General features: G+C 67.4%; 20 protein-coding genes. 10 read left to right on the forward strand and 10 right to left on the reverse strand.

The genetic code is table 11. The annotated features are described in order from the left end of the window. Positions 1-155 precede the first annotated feature (155 nt). Genes ACFXHA_RS00080 through ACFXHA_RS00095 form a run of 4 tightly spaced genes read left to right on the forward strand, consistent with a single transcriptional unit; the run spans position 156 to position 5,840 of the window. On the forward strand, positions 156-1,970 hold the full coding sequence (locus ACFXHA_RS00080) for a methylmalonyl-CoA mutase family protein (RefSeq protein WP_379351778.1): 1,815 nt from the start codon (positions 156-158) through the stop codon (positions 1,968-1,970). 2 nt (positions 1,971-1,972) lie between these two features. Further along, a complete protein-coding gene (gene scpA / locus ACFXHA_RS00085; RefSeq protein ID WP_379351779.1) occupies positions 1,973-4,231 on the forward strand; it encodes a methylmalonyl-CoA mutase in 2,259 nt (752 codons plus the stop codon). Continuing rightward, on the forward strand, positions 4,228-5,334 hold the full coding sequence (gene meaB, locus ACFXHA_RS00090) for a methylmalonyl Co-A mutase-associated GTPase MeaB (protein ID WP_379351780.1): 1,107 nt from the start codon (positions 4,228-4,230) through the stop codon (positions 5,332-5,334). The genes scpA and meaB overlap by 4 nt, the downstream gene beginning before the upstream one ends. A gap of 5 nt (positions 5,335-5,339) precedes the next feature. Next, positions 5,340-5,840: a GNAT family N-acetyltransferase gene (locus ACFXHA_RS00095; protein ID WP_379351781.1), complete on the forward strand. Its 501-nt coding sequence runs from the start codon at positions 5,340-5,342 to the stop codon at positions 5,838-5,840. Positions 5,841-5,884: 44 nt separating this feature from the next. Here the strand turns inward: ACFXHA_RS00095 and ACFXHA_RS00100 are convergent, their stop codons facing one another. From ACFXHA_RS00100 to ACFXHA_RS00120, 5 genes are all read right to left on the reverse strand, one after another. Next, a complete protein-coding gene (locus ACFXHA_RS00100; protein ID WP_379351782.1) occupies positions 5,885-6,280 on the reverse strand; it encodes a hypothetical protein in 396 nt (131 codons plus the stop codon). Between the two features lie 154 nt (positions 6,281-6,434). Next, positions 6,435-6,848, reverse strand: a complete 414-nt coding sequence (locus ACFXHA_RS00105; protein WP_379351783.1) for a ribonuclease domain-containing protein — start codon at positions 6,846-6,848, stop codon at positions 6,435-6,437. A gap of 49 nt (positions 6,849-6,897) precedes the next feature. Further along, the gene (locus ACFXHA_RS00110) at positions 6,898-7,410 is read right to left on the reverse strand and encodes a hypothetical protein (RefSeq protein ID WP_379351784.1); all 513 of its coding nucleotides are present in this window, start codon (positions 7,408-7,410) and stop codon (positions 6,898-6,900) included. Positions 7,411-7,534: 124 nt separating this feature from the next. Beyond that, positions 7,535-8,332 carry a type I methionyl aminopeptidase gene (gene map, locus ACFXHA_RS00115; protein WP_379353384.1) on the reverse strand — a complete coding sequence of 266 codons (798 nt, stop codon included), beginning with the start codon at positions 8,330-8,332 and terminating at the stop codon, positions 7,535-7,537. Positions 8,333-8,607: 275 nt separating this feature from the next. After that, positions 8,608-8,895 carry a hypothetical protein gene (locus ACFXHA_RS00120; RefSeq protein ID WP_379351785.1) on the reverse strand — a complete coding sequence of 96 codons (288 nt, stop codon included), beginning with the start codon at positions 8,893-8,895 and terminating at the stop codon, positions 8,608-8,610. 315 nt (positions 8,896-9,210) lie between these two features. On the opposite strand from ACFXHA_RS00120, the gene ACFXHA_RS00125 reads away from it, so the two are divergent. The 3 genes from ACFXHA_RS00125 to ACFXHA_RS00135 all read left to right on the forward strand — a co-directional run bounded on the left by ACFXHA_RS00125 (position 9,211) and on the right by ACFXHA_RS00135 (position 11,135). After that, positions 9,211-9,813: a hypothetical protein gene (locus tag ACFXHA_RS00125; RefSeq protein WP_379351786.1), complete on the forward strand. Its 603-nt coding sequence runs from the start codon at positions 9,211-9,213 to the stop codon at positions 9,811-9,813. Positions 9,814-9,912: 99 nt separating this feature from the next. Next, positions 9,913-10,353 carry a PaaI family thioesterase gene (locus ACFXHA_RS00130; protein ID WP_379351787.1) on the forward strand — a complete coding sequence of 147 codons (441 nt, stop codon included), beginning with the start codon at positions 9,913-9,915 and terminating at the stop codon, positions 10,351-10,353. 140 nt (positions 10,354-10,493) lie between these two features. Continuing rightward, entirely contained in the window at positions 10,494-11,135 is a 642-nt protein-coding gene (locus ACFXHA_RS00135; RefSeq protein ID WP_379351788.1) for a hypothetical protein, read from the forward strand. A 35-nt stretch (positions 11,136-11,170) separates the two neighbouring features. Here ACFXHA_RS00135 and ACFXHA_RS00140 read toward each other — a convergent pair whose 3' ends face one another. From ACFXHA_RS00140 to ACFXHA_RS00155, 4 genes are all read right to left on the reverse strand, one after another. Beyond that, the gene (locus ACFXHA_RS00140) at positions 11,171-12,145 is read right to left on the reverse strand and encodes an alpha/beta hydrolase (protein ID WP_379351789.1); all 975 of its coding nucleotides are present in this window, start codon (positions 12,143-12,145) and stop codon (positions 11,171-11,173) included. Between the two features lie 38 nt (positions 12,146-12,183). Next, the gene (locus ACFXHA_RS00145; RefSeq protein WP_379351790.1) at positions 12,184-12,882 is read right to left on the reverse strand and encodes a DUF6875 domain-containing protein; all 699 of its coding nucleotides are present in this window, start codon (positions 12,880-12,882) and stop codon (positions 12,184-12,186) included. Continuing rightward, complete coding sequence (locus ACFXHA_RS00150; protein ID WP_379351791.1) at positions 12,879-16,892, reverse strand: amino acid adenylation domain-containing protein; 4,014 nt, start codon at positions 16,890-16,892, stop codon at positions 12,879-12,881. Before ACFXHA_RS00150 ends, ACFXHA_RS00145 begins: the two co-directional genes overlap by 4 nt. A gap of 130 nt (positions 16,893-17,022) precedes the next feature. Then, on the reverse strand, positions 17,023-18,207 hold the full coding sequence (locus ACFXHA_RS00155) for an acyl-CoA dehydrogenase family protein (protein WP_379351792.1): 1,185 nt from the start codon (positions 18,205-18,207) through the stop codon (positions 17,023-17,025). A 189-nt stretch (positions 18,208-18,396) separates the two neighbouring features. Here ACFXHA_RS00155 and ACFXHA_RS00160 point away from each other — a divergent pair, with 189 nt between their 5' ends. Genes ACFXHA_RS00160 through ACFXHA_RS00170 form a run of 3 tightly spaced genes read left to right on the forward strand, consistent with a single transcriptional unit; the run spans position 18,397 to position 20,278 of the window. Further along, a complete protein-coding gene (locus tag ACFXHA_RS00160) occupies positions 18,397-18,852 on the forward strand; it encodes a MarR family winged helix-turn-helix transcriptional regulator (protein WP_379351793.1) in 456 nt (151 codons plus the stop codon). Next, the gene (locus tag ACFXHA_RS00165; protein WP_379351794.1) at positions 18,849-19,271 is read left to right on the forward strand and encodes an organic hydroperoxide resistance protein; all 423 of its coding nucleotides are present in this window, start codon (positions 18,849-18,851) and stop codon (positions 19,269-19,271) included. The genes ACFXHA_RS00160 and ACFXHA_RS00165 overlap by 4 nt, the downstream gene beginning before the upstream one ends. A gap of 11 nt (positions 19,272-19,282) precedes the next feature. Beyond that, positions 19,283-20,278 (forward strand): zinc-binding dehydrogenase, encoded by a 996-nt coding sequence (locus ACFXHA_RS00170; RefSeq protein ID WP_379351795.1) that lies wholly within the window; start codon positions 19,283-19,285, stop codon positions 20,276-20,278. Here ACFXHA_RS00170 and ACFXHA_RS00175 read toward each other — a convergent pair. Continuing rightward, the gene (locus ACFXHA_RS00175) at positions 20,264-20,626 is read right to left on the reverse strand and encodes a DUF1304 domain-containing protein (RefSeq protein ID WP_379351796.1); all 363 of its coding nucleotides are present in this window, start codon (positions 20,624-20,626) and stop codon (positions 20,264-20,266) included. The two genes, ACFXHA_RS00170 and ACFXHA_RS00175, sit on opposite strands and share 15 nt — an antisense overlap. Between the last annotated feature and the right edge of the window lie 20 nt (positions 20,627-20,646).

Genomic DNA, 20,646 nt, shown 5'->3' on the forward strand with positions numbered 1-20,646 from the left:
CGCTGGTAGTGAGACTCCGGAGACGGTAAAGCAAAGGGTACCGCTAGCATCAGGGGAAAGACCATGAATGCTCGTTAACCAAAGTGCCCGTTGAACTGGGCGGATACCGGTTCAACGGGCATCCGGTCAGGGAGTGGAAGAAGGAAACAGCAGCTATGCCGATTGCTTCCGACTCGGGCACCGAACCGGTGCCCGAGTTTGCCGCCTGGCGCCAAGGTGTCGCCGGGGTGCTGGCCAAGGCCCGCAGGGTGGATGCGAGCGAACTGCCGGCCGAGCCGGAGAAGCTGCTCGCGGTCACGACCTATGACGGTCTGACGGTCAACCCGCTCTACACGCGTCGCGACGAACTGCCCGAGCAGCCTTTGCCCGGGCAGTTCCCCTACGTGCGCGGCGGCGACGCCGCGCGCGACCCGCACCGCGGCTGGTTCGTGAGCCAGCGCTTCACGGGGTCTGACGCCAAGGCCGTGAACGCGGACATCATGTTCGCGCTGGACAACGGTGTGAGCGCCGTGTGGCTCGGTGCCGCCGAGCGTGGCGTCCCGGTCGAGGGTCTCGCTACCGCGCTTCAGGGTTTCCTATTCGAATTGGCGCCCCTGACCCTGGATGCCGGGCCTGCCGCCGATGAGGCTGCCGCCGCACTGTTCTCGGTGCTGGACGCCTATGAGGCCCCGAACCGCAAGGACATTCGCGTCTCGCTGGGTGCTACTCCTTTGACGAGCCTGTTCGCCGGTTCCTCGGCCATCGACCTGGACGGCGCGGTCGCGCTCGCCCAGCAGGCGGTGGCCCGCACCGAGACCGTCCGCGCGATCACCGTGTGCGGCGTGGCCTTCCACAACTCCGGTGCCTCCGACGCCCAGGAACTGGGTGCCGCGGTCGCGGCCGGCCTGGAATACCTGCGCTCGCTCACCGACGCCGGTGCCGATATCGCGGATGCGCTGGGCCAGTTGGAGTTCCGCTTCGCGGCCACCGACGACCAGTTCGAGACGGTCGCGAAGTTCCGTGCGGCGCGGCGGCTGTGGGCCCGGGTGGCGCAGGTGTGCGGGGCTCCGGCCTTCGGCAACGCGCCGCAGCAGGCGATCACGTCGGCGGCCATGATGAGCCAGCGGGACCCGTGGGTGAACATGCTGCGCACCACCCTCGCCGCGTTCGGGGCGGGTGTCGGCGGCGCGGACATCATCACCGTGCTGCCCTTCGACGCCGCACTGCCCGCCGGGGAACTCGAAGTGTCCCAGGCGTTCTCCGAGCGCATGGCCCGCAACACCCAGCTGCTGCTGCTCGAGGAATCCCGCCTCGGCCACGTGCAGGACCCGGGTGCGGGCTCCTGGTACGTGGAATCGCTCACCGATGAACTCGCCGCCAAGGCGTGGGAGTTCATGCAGGAGATCGAGGCCGCCGGTGGTTACCTGGCCGCGCTGCAGGCGGGCCTACTCGCCGAACGGATCGGCGCGACCAAGGCGAAGCGCGATTCCGATGTGGCGCACCGCAAGACGGCCGTCACCGGCGTCAACGAGTTCCCGAACCTCGGCGAGAAGCCGCTGTCGGAAGCCGCCCGCGCGGAATCCGGTTTCCGCTACGGTGCCGCCTTCGAGGCGCTGCGCAACCGGTCCGACGCCTACGTGGCCGCACAGGGCGCGCGCCCGCAGGTGCGACTGGTTCCGCTGGGGCCGGTGTCGGAGAACAATGTTCGTGTCACCTTCACCACCAACCTGCTGGCCTCCGGCGGCATCGAGGCGGTCACCGAGGCCGGTCCGTCGATCGCGGTGCTGTGCGGTTCCGACACCCGCTACGGCACCGACGCCGCCGCGGCCGTGGCGGAACTGCGGGCGGCCGGTGTCACCACCGTGCTGCTGGCCGGACCCGAGAAGGCGGTCGCGGAGCTTTCCGGGGCGGATCGCCCGGATGGCTTCGTGACGGCTCGCATGGATGCGGTCGCGGCTCTGACCGGCCTGCTCGAAAAGCTGGGAGCGTAGAGATGAGCGATATCAAACATCGCATCGGCAATTTCGCCGAAGTGCCGCTGACCGAGGGCGACACCGCGCCCGCCGCCGTCAGCGCCACGCAGGTCGAGGAGTTCGTCGCCGAGGCCGCGAACGCCAACAACTATGCGCCCGAACAGCTCACCTGGTCGACACCCGAAGGCATCGAGGTGCCGCCGGTGTTCACCAAGGCCGACCGGGACGCCATCGTCGCCGAGGGCTACCCCCTGGACAGTGTGCCGGGTGTGGTCCCGTTCCTGCGTGGCCCGTACCCGACCATGTACGTCAACCAGCCGTGGACGATCCGGCAGTACGCGGGCTTCTCCACCGCCGCGGACTCCAACGCCTTCTACCGCCGCAACCTGCAGTCGGGTCAGAAGGGTCTGTCGGTCGCCTTCGACCTGGCCACCCACCGTGGCTACGACTCCGATCACCCGCGCGTGACCGGTGACGTCGGCATGGCCGGTGTCGCCATCGACTCCATCCTCGACATGCGGGAACTGTTCGATCAGATTCCCCTGGACCAGGTTTCGGTGTCGATGACCATGAACGGCGCGGTGCTGCCGATCCTGGCCTTGTACGTCGTCGCCGCCGAGGAGCAGGGCGTCAAGCCCGAGCAGCTGGCCGGAACCATTCAGAACGACATTCTGAAAGAGTTCATGGTCCGCAACACCTACATCTACCCGCCCAAGCCCTCGATGCGGATCATCTCCGACATCTTCGCCTACACCTCCGCGAAGATGCCGAAGTTCAACTCGATCTCCATCTCCGGCTACCACATCCAGGAAGCCGGAGCCACCGCCGACCTGGAGCTGGCGTACACCCTCGCCGACGGCGTGGAGTACATCAAGGCCGGTCTGGACGCGGGCATGGAGGTCGACAAGTTCGCGCCGCGGCTGTCGTTCTTCTGGGCCATCGGCATGAACTTCTTCATGGAGGTCGCCAAACTCCGTGCGGGACGGCTGCTCTGGAGCGAGCTGGTCGCCAAGTTCGAGCCCAAGAACACCAAGTCGCTTGCGCTGCGCACGCATTCGCAGACCTCTGGCTGGTCGCTGACCGCGCAGGACGTGTTCAACAATGTCGCGCGCACCTGCGTGGAGGCCATGGCCGCCACCCAGGGACACACCCAGTCGCTGCACACCAATGCGCTGGACGAGGCGCTGGCGCTGCCGACCGACTTCTCGGCTCGCATCGCGCGCAACACCCAGCTGCTGATTCAGCAGGAGTCCAACACCACGCGTCCGGCCGACCCGTGGGGCGGCTCGTACTACGTGGAATGGCTGACCCATCAGCTGGCCGAGCGGGCCCGCGCCCACATCGCCGAGATCGAGGCGCACGGCGGTATGGCGCAGGCGATCTCGGAGGGCATCCCGAAGCTGCGCATCGAGGAAGCCGCCGCCCGCACCCAGGCGCGCATCGACACCGGGCAGCAGCCGGTGATCGGCGTCAACAAGTACCTGGTCGAGGAAGACACCCCGATCGAGGTCCTCAAGGTCGAGAACTCGCGCGTGCGGGCCGAGCAGAACGCCAAGCTGGAAAAGCTGCGGGCGGAACGCGATTCGGCCGAGGTCGAAGCCGCGCTGGCCGAATTGACCCGTGCGGCAGCCTCGTCCGAGGGCGGCATGGACAACAACCTGATGGCCCTGGCCATCGCCGCCGCCCGCGCCAAGGCCACCGTCGGTGAGATCTCCGACGCGCTGGAGAAGGTGTACGGCCGCCACCAGGCCGAAATCCGTACGCTCTCCGGCGTTTACCGTGAGGAGGCCGGCAAGGTGACCAATATCAGCAAGGCCATCGAACTGGTCGAAGCGTTCGGCGAGGCCGAAGGCCGCCGCCCGCGCATCCTGATCGCCAAGATGGGACAGGACGGCCACGACCGCGGCCAGAAGGTGATCGCCACCGCCTTCGCCGACCTCGGCATGGACGTCGACGTGGGCCCGCTGTTCCAGACCCCCGAAGAGGTGGCCCAGCAGGCGGCCGACAACGACGTACACGTCGTCGGCGTGTCCTCGCTGGCCGCGGGCCACCTCACGCTGGTGCCCGCCCTGCGGCAGGCCCTGGCCGATGTCGGCCGCCCCGACATCATGGTCACCGTCGGCGGCGTCATCCCGCCCGGCGACTACGACGAGCTGTACGCGGCCGGTGCCGCGGGCATCTTCGGCCCGGGCACCATCATCGCCGAAGCCGCCATCGATCTCATCCAGAAACTGGCCGTGCAGCTGGGCCACGAGATCGGCACCGGCGCAACGGAATGAGCGACGCCGCACGCGCGACCGAGGGCGGCGAAATCCACCCTCGGCTCGGCACCACCGCAGGCGTCGGACTCTCCGCCCCCGGTGCGGCACCTGCCGCGCCGGTGGCGGCGCGGCGCGTGATCGACGTCGAGCAGCTGGCCGCCCAGGTGCGGGCGGGGGAGCGGGCCGGACTGGCCCGCGCCATCACCCTCGTCGAATCCACCCGTGGCGACCATCGGGAACTGGCGCAGCAGCTGCTGTTGCGGTTGACTCCCGAAACCGGGCAGGTCGTCTCGAATCGGGTTGGTATCACCGGTGTTCCGGGTGTCGGCAAGTCGACGTTCATCGACGCGCTGGGCATGTACTTGATCGGGCAGGGGCAACGGGTGGCGGTGCTTGCCGTAGACCCGTCCTCGACCCGCACCGGCGGTTCCATCCTGGGCGACAAGACCCGCATGGCCCGGCTGTCGGTGGAGAAGGATGCGTTCATCCGTCCCTCACCGACCGCCGGAACCCTCGGCGGCGTGGCGAAAGCGACCCGCGAGACCATCGTGCTGCTGGAAGCGGCGGGCTACGACGTGATCCTGGTGGAGACCGTCGGCGTCGGCCAATCCGAGGTCACCGTCGCCAATATGGTCGACGTCTTCTGCTTCCTGACGCTGGCTCGCACCGGTGATCAGTTGCAGGGCATCAAGAAGGGTGTCCTCGAACTCGCCGACCTGGTCGCAGTCAACAAGGCCGACGGCCGCCACGAGCTCGAAGCCAAGGCCGCAGCCCGGGAACTGCAAGGTGCGATGCGGTTGATCCACCCGCGCGAATCCCTCTGGCGGCCACCGGTACTCACCATGTCCGGGCTCAACGGCATCGGCCTCGACAGCTTCTGGGATACGGTGCTCACCCACCGTCGAATCCTCACCGAGGCAGGCGAATTCGCCGAGAAGCGCCGCCGCCAGCAGGTCGACTGGACCTGGACCATGGTCCACGACAACCTGCTGCGTCGGCTCACCGAGAACCCGCGAGTCAAAGGCCTGCGCGTCGAGGTCGAAAAACAGATCCGCGACGGCTCCCTGACCCCCGCCCTCGCCGCCGAAGAAATCCTCCGGGCCTTCGACGAAAAGGACTGACCCGCATGGGTATCCGGATCCGACCCGGCACCGAAGCGGACGCGAAGGCGGTCGCCACGCTGCACACGGCCAGCTGGCGCACCGCCTACGCGGACATCATGCCCGCGTCCTACCTCGACGGCGCACTGGCCGACGAGCATCAAGCGCTCTGGCTGACCCGCCTCACCGCCGGTCATCCCGAAGGCAACCTGTTCGTCGCCGAATCCGGCGGTGACCTGGCCGGATTCATCTACTTGGCACTCCAGCCCGACGGTCGAGTCCTCATCGACAACCTCCACGTCCAGCCGATGCTGAAGCGCGTCGGCATCGGCGGGCAACTGCTACGTCACGGATTCGATTGGGCCGCCACCGAATACCCGGGCCGCGCCGTGTATCTGGAAGTGCTGCAAGCGAACACGCCGGCCATTGCCTTCTATCAGCGCCACGGCGGCCGGCCCGGTGAACCCCGAACAGCCCACTTCCCGGCGGGTTTCGAGGTCACCGACCTGGAAATCACCTGGCCGTAGGGGCGACCCCGGAATTCACCTGGCGCTGGGGGCGACCGCTGAATTCACTTGGCGCTGGGGGCGACCGCGGAATTGGCTGCCAGCCGATCAATCCTCCGCAGCCGCACCGCCATCTGCCCCGCACACAGCCCGATCAGCGCCATGGTCGCCAGCCGGAACGGGTCGGTCAGCTCCCCGCCCGACACCGCGACCGCCCCGTAGACCACGAGCACCGCCAGCTCGATCGCGACCGCCCGCTGATGCCCCAGCCGCCGAGCCGCCACGAACTCCGCCCATTCCGTCGCCTCGGTATCGCCCGGCGGCCGCCCGGTCGCGAGCGCCCGCTCGAACGGCCGCCACAACCGCCGATACTCCCCACTGCGCCAACGTTCCGCCCAGACACCGGCGACGAGCACGAAGGGCGCGACCGCCACCCCGATCATCAGTGTCCACAGCGTCATCATGTTCTCCGTAACCCACGCTCGAATTCCTTGATCCGAGTGTGGACGTCACGCGAGCCCGGCAATACGTACCCCAGGGCTGGGGTCCACCCCACCTCCGCGCGCACCATGACCGGGCTGCGGATCTCGCGGCTCAACTCACGATCGTGGGAGCTCAGCGCATTCTGGTGAAGCTGGCGTAATGATCCCCGGTGTACCAAGCCGACCCGTCATCCCCGGTCACGATCCGCTCGGCATCCCGGGACTGCCCCGGCGCCTTGCAGTTCACATCCCACTCCCGATACCCGACCCCCGCCGGCAACTGCCCACCCCTGTTCTGCCACACGGTCCCGCCGTGCGTCCCAGGACAATCACTCGGCGGCCACTCACCCTTGTCGATCAACCCCAGCGTCGTCCAAGCCTGTTGCGGCACACCGGCCGCAACCAACCGCAGCTCCACGCCGACCACCGTGTTGTGCGCTGTGAACGACTCCGAGCGTCCACCACCCGCCAGCAGACCGACTGCCGCCACCAGCGCCAGCCCAACCGCAACCGCCTTACCCCACAGCGTTTTCGTCTCAATCCCCATTCCCTCACGATCCCACCCGCCCTTGAAGCCCGCGTCACACCGACCTGTCCTACGGGTTAATAGCCGACCCCCGAGCAACCGATCCGCCGATCCACGTATCCACCGTCGTCCGCCCATTGCCCAACGACTTGCGGACCGCATTGACGAGCTTCACCTGCTCACGTGCCACAACGAGACTCGCCTGTTCGAACTCTGCCGCCTCGAGCGGGCTGACAGCCGGATCGATGTCCCGCGCAACACGATCCAAGAACACATCCACAGCGCCGCCGAACCCATCGATCGCCCCGGCGACCTCTGCGGGAACGATCAAGCTAGCGCGCACCAAAGCAGCGCTCCATGCCCCCCAGTCGTAGTCCCACCCCCTCTGCTCCGCATGAGCCCGCTTCAACTCCATGCTGAACCTGGCGTAATGATCGAAAACGTCCCCTACTGCCGCCAACTGCCTGTCCCGCAACCACTGCCGATCCTGGCTCCGTCGAGTGATCAGCCCGCCGACAACGACCCCCGCCGTCGCCGACAAAGCCCCAGCCCCAGTCGTCACCAACGTATCGAACAGAGACATCCCCGCCCCTTCCTAGGCTCGGGCGAAATAGATCTCGCACCGCAGATGCCAATTGTGGGTCACGTGAGGACTCGGGGCAGCATGAAATCCGTTGGAAGACAAGCCCGTTCGTTACGCCGCGGAGTCACTGCCACCCGGGCGTCAGGATTCGCGGACCGTCCTCGGTGACGACAATGGTGGACTGCCAAAGGGCCGACCGGCTTCTGTCGAGCGTTGCCCCCGTGAACTCGTCGTCCAACACCCGTATTTCCGTGGTGCCCAGGGTCAGGATCGGCTGCAGAGCGAGGACCGAGCCGACCTTCAGCCGTGGACCCTTGCCCTGCCCGCCCTCGTTCGGGACGAAGGGCTGCATGTGCATCTCCCTGCCGATGCCGTGACCACCGTAGTCTTCGAGAATCCCGTAGGTCCGCCCGTGCTTCTGTTCGGCAGACCGAGTGCCCATTTCGATGGCGTCCGAGACATCGGAGACTCGATTGCCAGGCAGCATCGCCGCGGCACCGGCCTCCAACGAGATGCGTGTGGCCTCGATCAACTCCTCATCCGCTTGCGCCAATGCGCCGATCCCGAAGGTGCAAGCCGCCTTACTGTGCCAGCCGTCGAGAATCGCCCCGCAATTCACCGACACCAGATCCCCCTCTGCCAAAACTCGTTCGGCAGCAGGCACGCCATTCACCGCATGATCGTTCACCGACACACAGATCGCCCCCGGAAATCCGTAGTACCCCTTGAACGTAGGCACCGCACCCGCCTCCCGAATCACCCCCTCAGCCACCCCCGCCAACTCGAGTGTCGACACCCCCACCCCAGCCGCCGCCCACACCGCCCCCAACGCCTCATCGACCACCGCCCCCGTAGCGGCCATCGCCTCGAGTTCCCCAAAACTCCGAACCGCCACAACCTTCTCCCTGCGCCAGAACAACATCAGCGCCCAACCCCCTCCGAACTCCACAGTCCGCAGAATGTAGCGCACAGGAGACCGGCACCCACACCCGAACCCACCCAGGCACCGACCACCCTTCAAACCCCTGCCCAGCCGTGCCGAAATCGGCGGGCGAACATGGCTTGTCCATACGCCGAGTGGCACAAATGCAAGGACAAATCGGTCAAATACCCTCCGAGATGTGCCACTCGGCGACGAAGTGTCCCAGGGGGACTGGTCCTTCGTGCACCCTGGCTGGCTGGATCGCTGGGTGTTGGTTAGTTTTCGGGACCGTAGGCCCAGGTGTCGGTAACCAGGTCATGGACGTAAGCCTGCTCGTGGTGGCCGGGTCCGTCGTATACGCCGGGGGCGGCGGTTTGTGCGCCGCCGTTGGTCGGCCACCAGGTGGGGCCGTTCGACCAGTCGACGATGCCGAACTCGCACTGGCCGGGGTCGACCTTCGGGTTGGCGTACATGGAGTCGTGGTAGGCGCCGTACCAGAGTTCGAGGCGGGTGAACTCCTGTACCGCGCAACGGTTGTCGACCCATACCATGGTCGGCGACACGCTGGCGTTGGCTGGTGATTCCGTCAGGACCGGCACTATTCCGCATACCGCGGCGACTAGCGCGATCCTTCGCATCAACCTCGAAGTGGTCATGGCGGCCTCCCGTTCGCACTTTTTGCGCCGCGTCTCGCGCCACACGTCAGAAGGCTAGAGAGCTGACCGCTGGTTGGAACCTGATCAGCGGGATGCGTGGTGCCCCAGGTATGGCCACCACGGTGGGTGAGTAACCCTGGCGGAAGTGCCGCCGCCGGCAAGTACCCCTGATCAATCAGCGGTTGTAATTCGATTGAAAGAGCGTCGGGACAGCCTGATGCGATGACACATCGATCGATTTCGACCGCGGCGTTGTTTCCCGTGCTGTGCGCGGTGCTGGCTTTCGCCGCCGCTCCGGCCGACGCCAAACCGAGCCCCTCGGGGCAGTACCTGCACAATGTGTTCTACAACCAGTGTCTTACCGACCGCGGTGAGAACCTCACCGTGGTGCTGCAGCCGTGCAGTTACGGTACGGACGGCTATATCGTCGCCGCCCAGCGGTGGAACCATGTTCCTTCGCCCAAGGGCGGCGACTACTACTTCGTTCAGTTGGTGAGTGGACTCGGGCACAGTTTGGAATTCGTGGGCGGCGCGTACGGAACCCCCTTGTACGCCAAGGCCGTTCCGAGCGGTGGACCACAGACCGTGTTCGTCGTCGGCGGTGGCTCCGGCACCGCGCTGCTGTCCGGCCATTGCGGGCCCGATAGCTGCTTCATAGACAGCCCGAACATTCCGATGTATCTGGAGCCGTATCAGCACAGTCGGCCCATGCAGGCCACCATCGGCATGACCGACAAGCTCGACAACTTCACCAACGACATGGTCCTCTGGACCCAGGGACCGGATGCACCGCCGTCGTGCGACGATTGCGGCGGGGGTTCTTAGGCCTGGTGTCACGTGTTGATCGAGGCTTGCCGACCGGGACTTTGCCGGTGGCCGATTCACCAGACCCTGGGGGTGAATATGCGCCTGTAGGCTTCGGAAATGGCTGATGCTGCAGACATTTTGAGCCCTTCGCAGGAAGCGCGATTGCGGGAGAGTATCGGGCGGCAGACCTTGCTCACCACGCTCGGTATCGGGATCGCCAGTCTGGCGCCCGGTCGTGTCGTTCTCGAAATGCCGTTTCGTGCGGATCTGTGCCAGCAGAACGGGTTTGTTCACGCCGGGGCGATCACCACGCTGGCGGATTCGGCGTGTGGGTATGCCGCCATGTCGTTGCAGCCGGTCGAACGGGACATCCTCACCGTGGAGTTCAAAGTGAATTTGATGAGTCCGGCTGTTGGGCAGCGGTTTCTGGCGACGGCGACGGTCGTGCGGTCCGGACGCACTCTCACTATCTGTACCGCCGAAGTCAGCTCCGATGCCAACGGTGGCGGCCCGATCGCGCTCATGCAGGCCACGCTCATGGCCCTGCCGAGCGCTTGACCAGTCTGCTGATGAATATTGTTGGACCTCAGCGTGTTTCGGGTCGGCTGTGAGACGATGAGCCTCCGGTCGGGGAGTGTTGGGCCGGGATTGCTGTCGCCAGCCGCGCGCTCGTGCATCGAAAAGGGAGGTCGGTCGACATGGCCGGATTCACGACGATCTTTTTCAATGATCCCTCGACCCTGACCGTGGGGTCGGGGACGACGAACATCGAGATCGAGCTCATGCGAGTCACCTACCGGCCCGTTCGGGTAGAGGCCGGGTCGCGAGACGTCAAAGTCGGTGCGAGCGAGGGGAATGTCTACGTCAATCCGAACACTTGGGATGCGCACGATGTGCTGCGGCCCGGTGATCCGATCGATGCCACGGTCCTCGTCGATGTGCACGCCATCATCACCGGTTACATCGACGGCCGCGTACTGGGCCCCGAACCGGGCCGGGATCCCGACCAAACGAAGATTGCGACCTTCGCCGCCGGATCCGCGGAACGCGTCAGCGTCACCTTCGACGTCCCCAAAGTCGACGCCTACTCGATGTACAGCCCCACTCAGGTCGGTCGGCTCTGGCTGGCGAACCCCCGCATCGCTGCCGACGGCGCGGAAACCGTGTATCTCGGCTGCCCCGACTGGGCGTTGACCGAGGACCGAAACCTCAACCCCGCCAACCCGCCCGTACCATTCGCCGACGACTCGACCACCAAATTCCTCGTCTTCGCGGACAACAGGGAACAGGCATTCGCAGCCGCGAGGGCGTTGAAGGACACCAGTCGAACTCGCCGCTAGCGTCCACGGCCGATGGCCGTCGTCGCGAATCTTCCTCAGACGCCAAGGGCGGCGGCGAACATCGGCCACGAGTCGTGGACGTCGTCTTGCCAGTAGGGCCAGGCGTGGGTGCCGTTGCGGTAGGCGATCTGGGCGGGGATGCCGAGGGACGCGAGGCGGCCGACCAGCGAATCCGTGCAGTTGCGGACTACCGATTCCATGACGCCGCCGACTGCCATGCGGTCGGTGAGGGCTGCGACGTTGCCGGCGATGCTGGGGTCGGCGAGGGATTCGTGAATGCCGGGGGCACCGTTTCCGGCGGAAATGTAGAGGGCCACGCCGCGTAGTCGGTCGGCATTGAGGACCGGGTCGTGGGCGTCCCAGGCCGGATTGTCGTCTCCGCCCCACATATTGGCGGCATTCGCGCCGAAGAGCCCGAGTTCGGAGCGGACGTAGGTGCGGGCGACGGCGTCGGTGGTGCGGGGGCAGCCGCTGTAGGAGCCGACCGCCTGATACATGCCGGGCGCTTCGATGGCGAGGTCGAGCGCCGAGACCGCCGACATGGAGGCCCCCGCGACCGCATTCCGTCCGGTCATCTGGAATCGCGACTCCAGCAAGGACGGCAGTTCGTGAATCAGGAAGGTGGACCACTTGTTTCGGCCCAGGGTCGGGTCGTCGGACATCCAGTCGGTGTAGAAGCTGGCCCGGCCGCCGATCGGCGTGATCACGTTCACCGGCTTGTCGGCGAAGAATTGCGCGGTATCCGTGCGGTTGTACCAGGGGCCACCGGATTCGCCGCCGTCGACCGCGTTCAACAGATACAAGGCCGGTGCGGAGAAGTCGGGGTGTGAAATCCATACCGGGATGTTCCGATTCATGGCCGCGGAATAGACCGTCACCTCGTATTGGCGACCGCCCAGCGGCCGGACATCGAGGATGGCGGCCCCACCGGGGTCGGCGGCGGCCGTGGTGGGCGCAAGTGCAGCAAATGAGGCAATCAGAGCAACCAGGTAGCGCGACAGCCGATGCATTATTGGATTATCGTGCCGACGACATCGAATTCTGGTGATCACCGCGCGTGTTCGTCGGCGGAATGTGCGCGCAGCGACGTGATCTCGGCCGCGTCGGATTCGGACACTCGCATCCGGTCAGCTATCGACTGCCGCAGGGTGCGCGGGAGATCCGGCGCGACCCGGGAGAGATACGCGTAGAGCCAGTCCGAGCGCGCGGCCAGAAACGGGAAGTCGGTGCTCATCATCGACCGCAGCACCAGCATCGGCAGCGGAGCATCCAGCGGATGGAAGTCGCGGTCCCACAGCCCCGGCACACTACAGCCGGGATAGAACTGGCCGAGCATCATGCCCTGGCCCACGACGTCGGTCTTGCGCTCCGCGTGCACGGCATCCACCAGGTCGAATCGGGTCAGCCCGGGAAACACCGTCACCAGGGTCAGCCCGCGCGCCTCGGCCGGATTCTCCTGTCGCAGCGCCTGATACAGCTCGAAGGCGTCTTCCACGATCCGATGCATACGGGAGCTGGTCAGGCCGTCGCCGCCCTCGGCGAGCCCCGCCCAGAACAGCCCCCGGACCACACTCTGCCGCACGAACGGGCACACCGGCCCCGGCCGCCCGAGCGCCGGATGCGGTCGCATGAGGTGCTCGTGCACCCACCGGGTGAGGATTTCGGCGGCCGGGCCTTCTCGTTCCCAGTCCGCCGCGCAGTCATAGACGCTGAACCAGCGCACACCGGTCCGCGGTCCGCTTCTCATCCGCGGCTCTCGAGATGTGCCGCGAGCAACGGCCCGATGACCGCGACGACCTCGGCATTGGTGAGCTGTGCATGCGTGGCCGCGACGGGATGCTCGACCAGGCTGCCCGTGACGTACGGCCGCCACAGCGTCGCGTCGAGCGATCCGGTCATCCCCTGGGTGGCGGAGAAATACAGCAGATCCCCGTCGAAAACGTCCGGCCGATACCGGGCCGAGAGCCGCACCCCGTCGACGTACCCCCGATGCAGCCGAGTCAACTGCGCTGCGGTCAGCCCGCTGCCGAAAGAGGCCGCGGACGAGGCCAATTCGGCCGCCGCCTGCTCGGCGGTGACATCGGGCAGCGCGTCGCCGTCCGCGGGCTCGTCACCGAGCAGGTGCGTCAGCAGATCCCGCATGCGGGGTGTGGGCGGTGGCGGCATGTCCTCCGGAAAGACGATGCTGTCCAGCATGGCCAGGGTCGCGACCTCCGCACCCGCCCGCCGCAACCGGACCGCGACGGCATGCGCGATCTGCCCGCCCAACGACCACCCGAGCAGGTGATACGGACCGTCCGGTTGCACGCGCAGGATCTCCTCGACGTACCCGCTCGCGAGCTCCTCGATCCCGGCGATCGATCGGGGTTCGCCAGCAGGCGCCTGCAAACCGAGCACCGGACGGTCCTGAACCTGACGTGCCAGCCCCGCGTAACACCAGGCCAGCGGAACCGCCGAATGCACACAGAACAGGGGAGCGCGAGAACCGTTGCGGCGCAACGTGAGAACCGTGCCGAGCGCGTCCTCGGTGATGGTGCTGCCGTCGTGGGTCGCCAACCGCTCCGCGAGCTCGGCGACCGTCGGCGCGGTATAGAGCCAGCGGACCGTCACCGGCAGCCCGGTGGCAGCGGACAATTCCGCCGACACCGCCACGCCCAGCAGCGAATTGCCGCCCAGCTCGAAGAAGTCGTCGTCGAGGCCGATCCTCGCGGTGCCGACGGCGGCGAACTTGTCCGCGACCAGGCGCTGCAACTCGGTCTCGGGCGCGCGGTAGGGGCGCTGCACGACAGGCGGGGGTGGCAGGGCCGCGCGATCGACCTTGCCGTGCGCGGTGATCGGGAGGCGCTCCAGCGCGACCACCTGCGCGGGCACCAGCGCCGCGGGCAACAGCGTCCGCAATCGGCGCACCAGCCCGGTCGTGTCGAGCCGCACCCCGGGCGCGGCGACGACATAGCCGATCAGTCGCACACCGGTGGACGACTCCTCGGCGGTGACGACGGCCTGCGTGATCTCCGGCAGCGTCAGCAGGGCGGCCGCGACCTCACCCGCCTCCACTCGTCGACCGTGCACCGTCAACTGGTCGTCGGCGCGGCCCAGAAACTCGTGGCTGCCGTCGACCTCGGCACGGACGAGATCGCCGGTGCGATAGAGCCTTTCACCCGGCTCGAACGGATCGGCCAGGAACCGTTCGGCGGTCGCACCCGGCCGATGCAGATAGCCCCGCGCGACACCGGCACCACCCAGGTACAGCTCGCCGGGGCTGCCGGGCGGAACCGGCCGCAACCGGCCGTCGAGCACGAACGCCCGGACCCCCGGCAGCGCCGGACCGATCGTCACCGGACCCGTCGCGGTCAATGCCCGCGATTGTGTTGCCATGATGGTGGTCTCGGTCGGCCCGTACCCGTTGCACAGTCGCAGGGCCCCAGCCCACCGTCGCACCAGATCGGCCGGGCACGCCTCGCCACCCACCACCGCCACCTGCAGTCCCGGGACATCGGCGGGCGTCAGCGTCGCCAATACGGCCGGGGTCGTCAGGAAATGCGTGATTCCGGCGGTGTTCAGCAGCCGCGTCAGCTCGGCTCCGGCGACCACACCCGGCGGCTCGACCACCAGCCGCGCCCCCGCCGCGAACGCCGCCAGCAGTTCGAGCAAGTGCGCATCGAACGACGGCGCGTGCGCGTGCAGCACCCGTGAATCCGCTTCTACGCCATAGTGTTCGACGAGATAGTCGGTGAGCGTCCCCAGGCCGCGATGGGTGACCACCACGCCCTTCGGGACGCCGGTCGTGCCCGAGGTGTAGATCAGATATGCCGGGTGCTCGGCATGCAGCGGACGGATCCGGTCGCGGTCGAGCACCTGCGCACCGGAACGCTGCCGGACCTGCGCGCCCAACCCGGGGTCGTCGAGCTCCAGCCAGATCGGCTCCTCCGGCAGGTCGGCGTGCACCGCCGAGACCGTGATCCCCACGCGCGCACCCGAATCCGCCGCGACGGTCCGCAAACGCCGGATCGGATCGGTGGGATCGACCGGAACGAACGCGGCCCCGGTCTTGGCGACCGCCCACACCGCCAACACCGATTCGGCCGACCGCGGCACCGCCACCAGCACGAACGACCCCGGCCCGGCCCCGGATTCGATCAGGACCCGGGCCCACCGCGACGACGACTCGTCGAGTTCGCGGTAGGTCCAGCTTCGTACGCCGTCCTGGAGAGCTACGGCCCCGGAATCTCCTTCGGCACGAGAGAGCGTGCTGCGCAGCAGGTCGGGCAGCAGCCGGGAACTCTTCGTGCGGCCAGCCGGCCGGGCCTCGGTGCCCGCCGTGAAAGCCGCGTGCACCGAACTTTGTTGCGGGGCGCAGTTATCGATTGTGGCGGTCGGATCGTGGGGCACGGTGGTCGAGGTAGGCGTTGCACCGTGAGCGGCGAACTCTACGACAGGGATCGGCAGCAGCGGATCGACGAGGAAACGCTCGAGATACTCCAGAAATCGAGCGTGATGCCAGGCCAGCGTCTCGGGGCTGTACAACGCCGGATTCGCTTGTATGTCAACGGTGATCGTGCGCTCGTCCGGGCCCAGCTGATAGGCGTTGACCAGCAGATCCTCCACCGGCCCCAGTGAGAGCAGCCGCACCTCGGCGCTCAACGGCCCGACCCTGGGAGGCTCGACGAACCGCAGCATGTTCACCACCGGGCCGAAACTGCCACGCACCGTGTGGCTTTCGCCGCTGTCGCGCAGCATGTCCTCGTAGCGATAGCGTTGATGTCGCAACGCGCCCACCACCTTGGCGCGCACCTGCTCGACGACCTGCGCACCCGTCGCGCCGCGAATTCCGGTCAGCCGCAACGGCACCACGTTCGACACCGTCCCCGCCGAGCGGCGCAGTGCGGCCGTCGGCCGCGCGGGTACCGGCAGCGACAGCACGATCTCGTCGGACCCGGTCAGACCCGCCAGATAGCAGGCGAAGGCCGCGATGATGAGTTCGGGAAACGCGTTTCCGTGGTCCTGGCGCGCACTACGTAGCCGATCCGCGACGCGGTCGGGCACCTCGGCGGCGATCCGATGCGATCGTGGCGCGGGGGTGGCGGGCGGTCCCGCCAGTCGCGCGGGCTCACCCATCCCGGCGAGTTCCCGTGCCCAATAGTCGCGATCGGCGGCGGCGCGAGCGGAGTCGCCGTATCGGCGCTCGTCCTCGAGCAGATCGGCGACGGTCAGGAAGGGCGCAACCGAATCGGCGATGGAATCCGAATCCAGTGTGGCACTGTATAACTCGGTGGTCCGGCGCAACAGTGCGGCCGCGCCCAGCCCATCCAGCACGATGTGATGGCTCCGCAGATACAGCAGATGCCGCTGCGGCCCCAGCCGGTACACCGTCGCGACGGTCAACGCGTCCGCGAGCAGATCCAGTGGCGCGCACCGGTCACGGTCCATCAGCCCCAGCGCGCTCGCCATCGGATCCGGATCACCGCTCAGATCCACGAACGGCGCGGCCCCGAACGCCCCGGCATCCGTGTACTGCCGCGGATATCCCTCGACCAGCCGGAACCGCAGCAACGGCGATTCCAGCTCGCGCGCCGCCCGGGCCCCGCACTCCTGCAGCAACTCCCGCTCGAGGGACCCGGTCAGCTCCAGGTACATGGCCACGGTATTGGGCACGCCCGGAAACAGCTGTTGCGCCACCCACCAACGCAATTGGGTCGCCGACAGGGGCAGATCGGTGCAGAGCGCGGTATCGCGCACGCCGCTGTCGGCCCGTGTCACCGCGCCTCCTCGCTCCCGAACAGCCCGTCAGGAATCGTACGGAGGCAAACCTACGGCATCCAACACCGCAACGGCCCGCAAGCAGGGCCGCCGGGTGCGGAAACGGTACCGGGCCGACCCGCCCGATCGGTCAGATCATGGCGCGCAGCGGTCCCTCGGGCTCAACGCCCATGATGGTCAAAGCGGTCGAGTGATACAGCGACCCGGGCGTGTGAATGGCGTGCTGCAGCCCCACGTGCGCGTCGCGCCAGAACCGCTGCATGACATTCGCCCGCCGCACCGCATTGCCGCCCGAGCGCGCGAAGATCTCGTCGACCGCGGACACCGCCCGCCACGCACAGCGAACTTGATTGCGCCGCACCAGGGATCGATCCTCGAAGGTGATCTCCTGTCCGGCATCGGCCTTGTCGTAGAGGCGGCTGACACCGTCGAGCAGCTGCGTGCGCGAGGCCGCGATATCGGCGGCCGCCTCGGAGATGGCCGACAGCACGTACGGATCGTCCTTGATCCGGGTCCCCATGGCCGTGACCCGGTCGCGCTGATAATCCAGGTGCGCCGCGAGCGCACCCTCGGCGATGCCGACGACCGCGGAGGTGATGCCCAGCGGGAACATCGCCCAGAACGGCAGCTTGTACACGGTCTCGGTGCGGCCCGCCCGCTCGGCGGCGACCTCACCGGCGGCCACGGCATCCATCCCGATGGTCCGATAGTCCGGGATGAACGCCCCGTCGACGATGATGTCCTTGCTGCCGGTGCCCTGCAGCCCGATCACGTCCCAGGAGTCGTCGACGATGGTGTAGTCGCGGCGCGGCAACACGACGTGCATGACATTCGGCGGCATCACCGGCTTGCCGTCGGCATCACCGACCAACGCGCCCAGAAAGATCCAGTCGCAGTGGTCGGTGCCCGAGGAGAACTGCCAGCGTCCGCGCAGCGTGTACCCGCCCTCGACCGGAGTCGCGACACCCTGCGCCGCATAGGGCGACGCGATCCAGGTGTCCGGGTTCTCACCCCACACCTCGTTCTGCAGGCGACGGTCCATCAGCGCCATCTCCCACGGATGCACCCCGCCGACCCCGCACACCCAGCCGGTCGAGCCGCAGTGCTTGGCCACGGCCATGACCGCCTCGGCGAAGTCGCGCGGGTGCGCGGCGTATCCGCCGAAGTCGGTCGGCTGCAGCAGCCGCATCACGCCGGCCTGGCGGATCAGCTTGACGCTCTCGTCGGAGAGCTTCCCCAGTCGCTCGGTCTCCTCGGCGGTCGCGGCCAACTGCCCCGACAGCTCCTCGACCCGGCTCACTACCTCGTGCGTCATCGCAACTCCCACTACCTCGACGTGTCCATTAGTAGAACGCGTTCTAGTGAAAGCTATCGCCGATCCGGCTGCTCGGGAGGGAAATTCCCGCTGATCGGTACCCGGTCTTGCCTCGGCGATAGCCGATTGTGATCCAGCAGACGGCCAGAAAGATTGTGCACAATTTAATTTGGGGCTACGTTGTTGAACGTGACCGAAGAGCACTCGCTCGACAACCAACTGTGCTTCGCGCTCTATGCCGCGTCGCGGGCGATGACGACCATGTATCGGCCGAAACTCGACGCGCTCGGCATCACATATCCGCAGTACCTCGTCCTGCTGGCGCTCTGGCAGCGCGACGGGCGCACCGTGGGCGATCTGTGCTCGGCCCTCGAATTGGACTCGGGCACCCTCTCGCCCCTGCTGAAACGGCTCGAATCGGCGGGCTTCGTACAACGCCGCCGATCGGCGTCCGACGAGCGGCGCGTGGAGATCACGCTGACCGACCGCGGCCGCGAATTGCGCACCGCCGCATGCCACATCCCGGAGCAGTCCGCCGAGATCACCGGCATGTCCCTGGCCGAACTGGCCGAACTCCGCGAAACCCTGCGCCGCCTGACCGCGGCGCTCACCAGCCACACCCGATCGAAGGAGAACCACGCATGAGCGTGCTCTACACCGCAGAAGCCCTCGCGACCGGTGACGGCCGCAACGGGCACGTCCGCACCGACGACGGCAAGGTCGAATTCGACCTGTCCATCCCGAAGGCGATGGGCGGCAACGGCATCGGCACCAACCCCGAACAGCTCTTCGCCGCCGGCTACGCCGCCTGCTTCCACTCGGCGCTGCGCACCGTCGCCCGCATGACCAAGGAGAACGTCGACGATTCCGCCGTCGGCGCGAAGGTCGGCATCGGTCCCAACGAGAACGGCGGCTTCGGCCTGACCGTCACCCTGGAGATCTCGCTGCCGCACCTGCCCCTGGACGAGGCCAAGGTGCTGGCGGAGAAGGCCCACCAGGTGTGCCCGTATTCGAATGCCACCCGTGGCAACATTCCGGTCGATGTCATCGTGGTCGAGGACTGAAGGAGATGAGCATGCGTGCGGTAGTCATCGAACAGTTCGGCGAGCCCAAGGATGTGCTGACGGCAGGGGAGCGGCCGACGCCCGAACCCGGCCCCGGTGAGGTGCGCGTCGCCACCACCCTGGCTCCGATCCACAATCACGACCTGGCCATCATTCGCGGCGTCTACGGCTACCGGCCGGAACTGCCCGCCATCCCCGGCACCGAGGCCGTCGGCCGCATCGACGCCCTCGGCCCCGACGTCACCGGCCTGGAAATCGGCCAGCGGGTGACGGTTTCGGGTGTGCAGGGCGCGTGGGCGGAATACTTCGTCGCCAAGGCGGCCGGTGTCGTGCCGGTGCCGGACTCGGTGTCCGACGCGACCGCCAGCCAGCTGCTGGCCATGCCGCTGAGCGCGTTGATGCTCCTGGAAGACCTGAATGTCGAACCTGGGCAATGGATCACGATCAACGCCGCCAATGGTGCGGTCGGGCGACTGCTGAACCTGCTGGCCCGCGCCCGCGGCGTGCACGTCCTCAATCTGGTGCGCAGCGCGGCCGCCGCGAAGTCCTTGCGGGAGCTGGGTTTCGAACCGGTCCTCGACACCGAGTCCGAGGATTGGCGCAAGCAAGCGGCCGAGGTCACCGCCGGTGAGCCGATCGTGCGGGCCGTCGACCAGGTCAGCGGCAAGGCCGCCGATGAACTGCTGTCGCTGCTGGCGCCGCGCGGCGAGCTCATCACCTTCGGTGCGCTCTCGGGTCAGCCGATGATGCTCAACCCCGGGCCGATCATCTTCAAACAGGCCGTGGTGAAGGGCTTCTGGGGCTCCAAGCGGGCCGAGGAGATCGGCGGGGCCGAGCGCCGGCGCCTCATCACCGAACTGGTCACCCTGGCCGCGCAAGGCGTCCTAGACCTGCCCGTCGAGTCCACCTACCCGCTGGACGAGGCGGCCGAGGCCGCCGCGGCCAGCGAGCGCCCCGGCCGCAATGCGAAGGTCGCCCTCAGCCCGGCGGCGCTATCCGGCCAGTAGGACCGCGATCAGCGTGATCGCGCCCGGCAGCGCCTGGACGAACAGGATCCGCCGGCTGGCGGTGGCCGCGCCGTAGAGTCCGGCCACCACCACGCAGGCCGCGAAGAAGATCTTCGCGGCCTGCCCGACGGGGTCGGACGCGATCAGACCCCAGATCAGGCCCGCGGCCAGGAAACCGTTGTAGAGGCCCTGATTGGCGGCCAGCACCTTGGTCGCCTCGGCGAACTCCGCCGTGCTCCCGAAGCTCGCGCGCACCCGCGGCGTGGTCCACAGGAACATCTCCATGACCATGATGTAGACGTGCAACGCGGCGAGCAATCCGACCAGGATTTCCGCGACCAATCGCATGACCGACCACCTTTCGTGAG

Source organism: Nocardia sp. NPDC059240, from assembly GCF_042753865.1.
Taxonomy (GTDB): domain Bacteria; phylum Actinomycetota; class Actinomycetes; order Mycobacteriales; family Mycobacteriaceae; genus Nocardia.

Coding starts and splice junctions, on each gene's coding strand:
- ACFXHA_RS00095 (WP_379351781.1), top strand. CDS start 5,340: ATGGGTATCCGGATCCGACCCGGCACCGAAGCGGACGCGAAGGCGGTC.
- ACFXHA_RS00125 (WP_379351786.1), top strand. CDS start 9,211: ATGACACATCGATCGATTTCGACCGCGGCGTTGTTTCCCGTGCTGTGC.
- ACFXHA_RS00145 (WP_379351790.1), bottom strand. CDS start 12,882: ATGAGAAGCGGACCGCGGACCGGTGTGCGCTGGTTCAGCGTCTATGAC.
- map (WP_379353384.1), bottom strand. CDS start 8,332: ATGTTGTTCTGGCGCAGGGAGAAGGTTGTGGCGGTTCGGAGTTTTGGG.
- meaB (WP_379351780.1), top strand. CDS start 4,228: ATGAGCGACGCCGCACGCGCGACCGAGGGCGGCGAAATCCACCCTCGG.
- ACFXHA_RS00165 (WP_379351794.1), top strand. CDS start 18,849: ATGAGCGTGCTCTACACCGCAGAAGCCCTCGCGACCGGTGACGGCCGC.
- scpA (WP_379351779.1), top strand. CDS start 1,973: ATGAGCGATATCAAACATCGCATCGGCAATTTCGCCGAAGTGCCGCTG.
- ACFXHA_RS00135 (WP_379351788.1), top strand. CDS start 10,494: ATGGCCGGATTCACGACGATCTTTTTCAATGATCCCTCGACCCTGACC.
- ACFXHA_RS00175 (WP_379351796.1), bottom strand. CDS start 20,626: ATGCGATTGGTCGCGGAAATCCTGGTCGGATTGCTCGCCGCGTTGCAC.
- ACFXHA_RS00155 (WP_379351792.1), bottom strand. CDS start 18,207: ATGACGCACGAGGTAGTGAGCCGGGTCGAGGAGCTGTCGGGGCAGTTG.
- ACFXHA_RS00100 (WP_379351782.1), bottom strand. CDS start 6,280: ATGACGCTGTGGACACTGATGATCGGGGTGGCGGTCGCGCCCTTCGTG.
- ACFXHA_RS00170 (WP_379351795.1), top strand. CDS start 19,283: ATGCGTGCGGTAGTCATCGAACAGTTCGGCGAGCCCAAGGATGTGCTG.
- ACFXHA_RS00110 (WP_379351784.1), bottom strand. CDS start 7,410: ATGTCTCTGTTCGATACGTTGGTGACGACTGGGGCTGGGGCTTTGTCG.
- ACFXHA_RS00140 (WP_379351789.1), bottom strand. CDS start 12,145: ATGCATCGGCTGTCGCGCTACCTGGTTGCTCTGATTGCCTCATTTGCT.
- ACFXHA_RS00130 (WP_379351787.1), top strand. CDS start 9,913: ATGGCTGATGCTGCAGACATTTTGAGCCCTTCGCAGGAAGCGCGATTG.
- ACFXHA_RS00080 (WP_379351778.1), top strand. CDS start 156: ATGCCGATTGCTTCCGACTCGGGCACCGAACCGGTGCCCGAGTTTGCC.
- ACFXHA_RS00105 (WP_379351783.1), bottom strand. CDS start 6,848: ATGGGGATTGAGACGAAAACGCTGTGGGGTAAGGCGGTTGCGGTTGGG.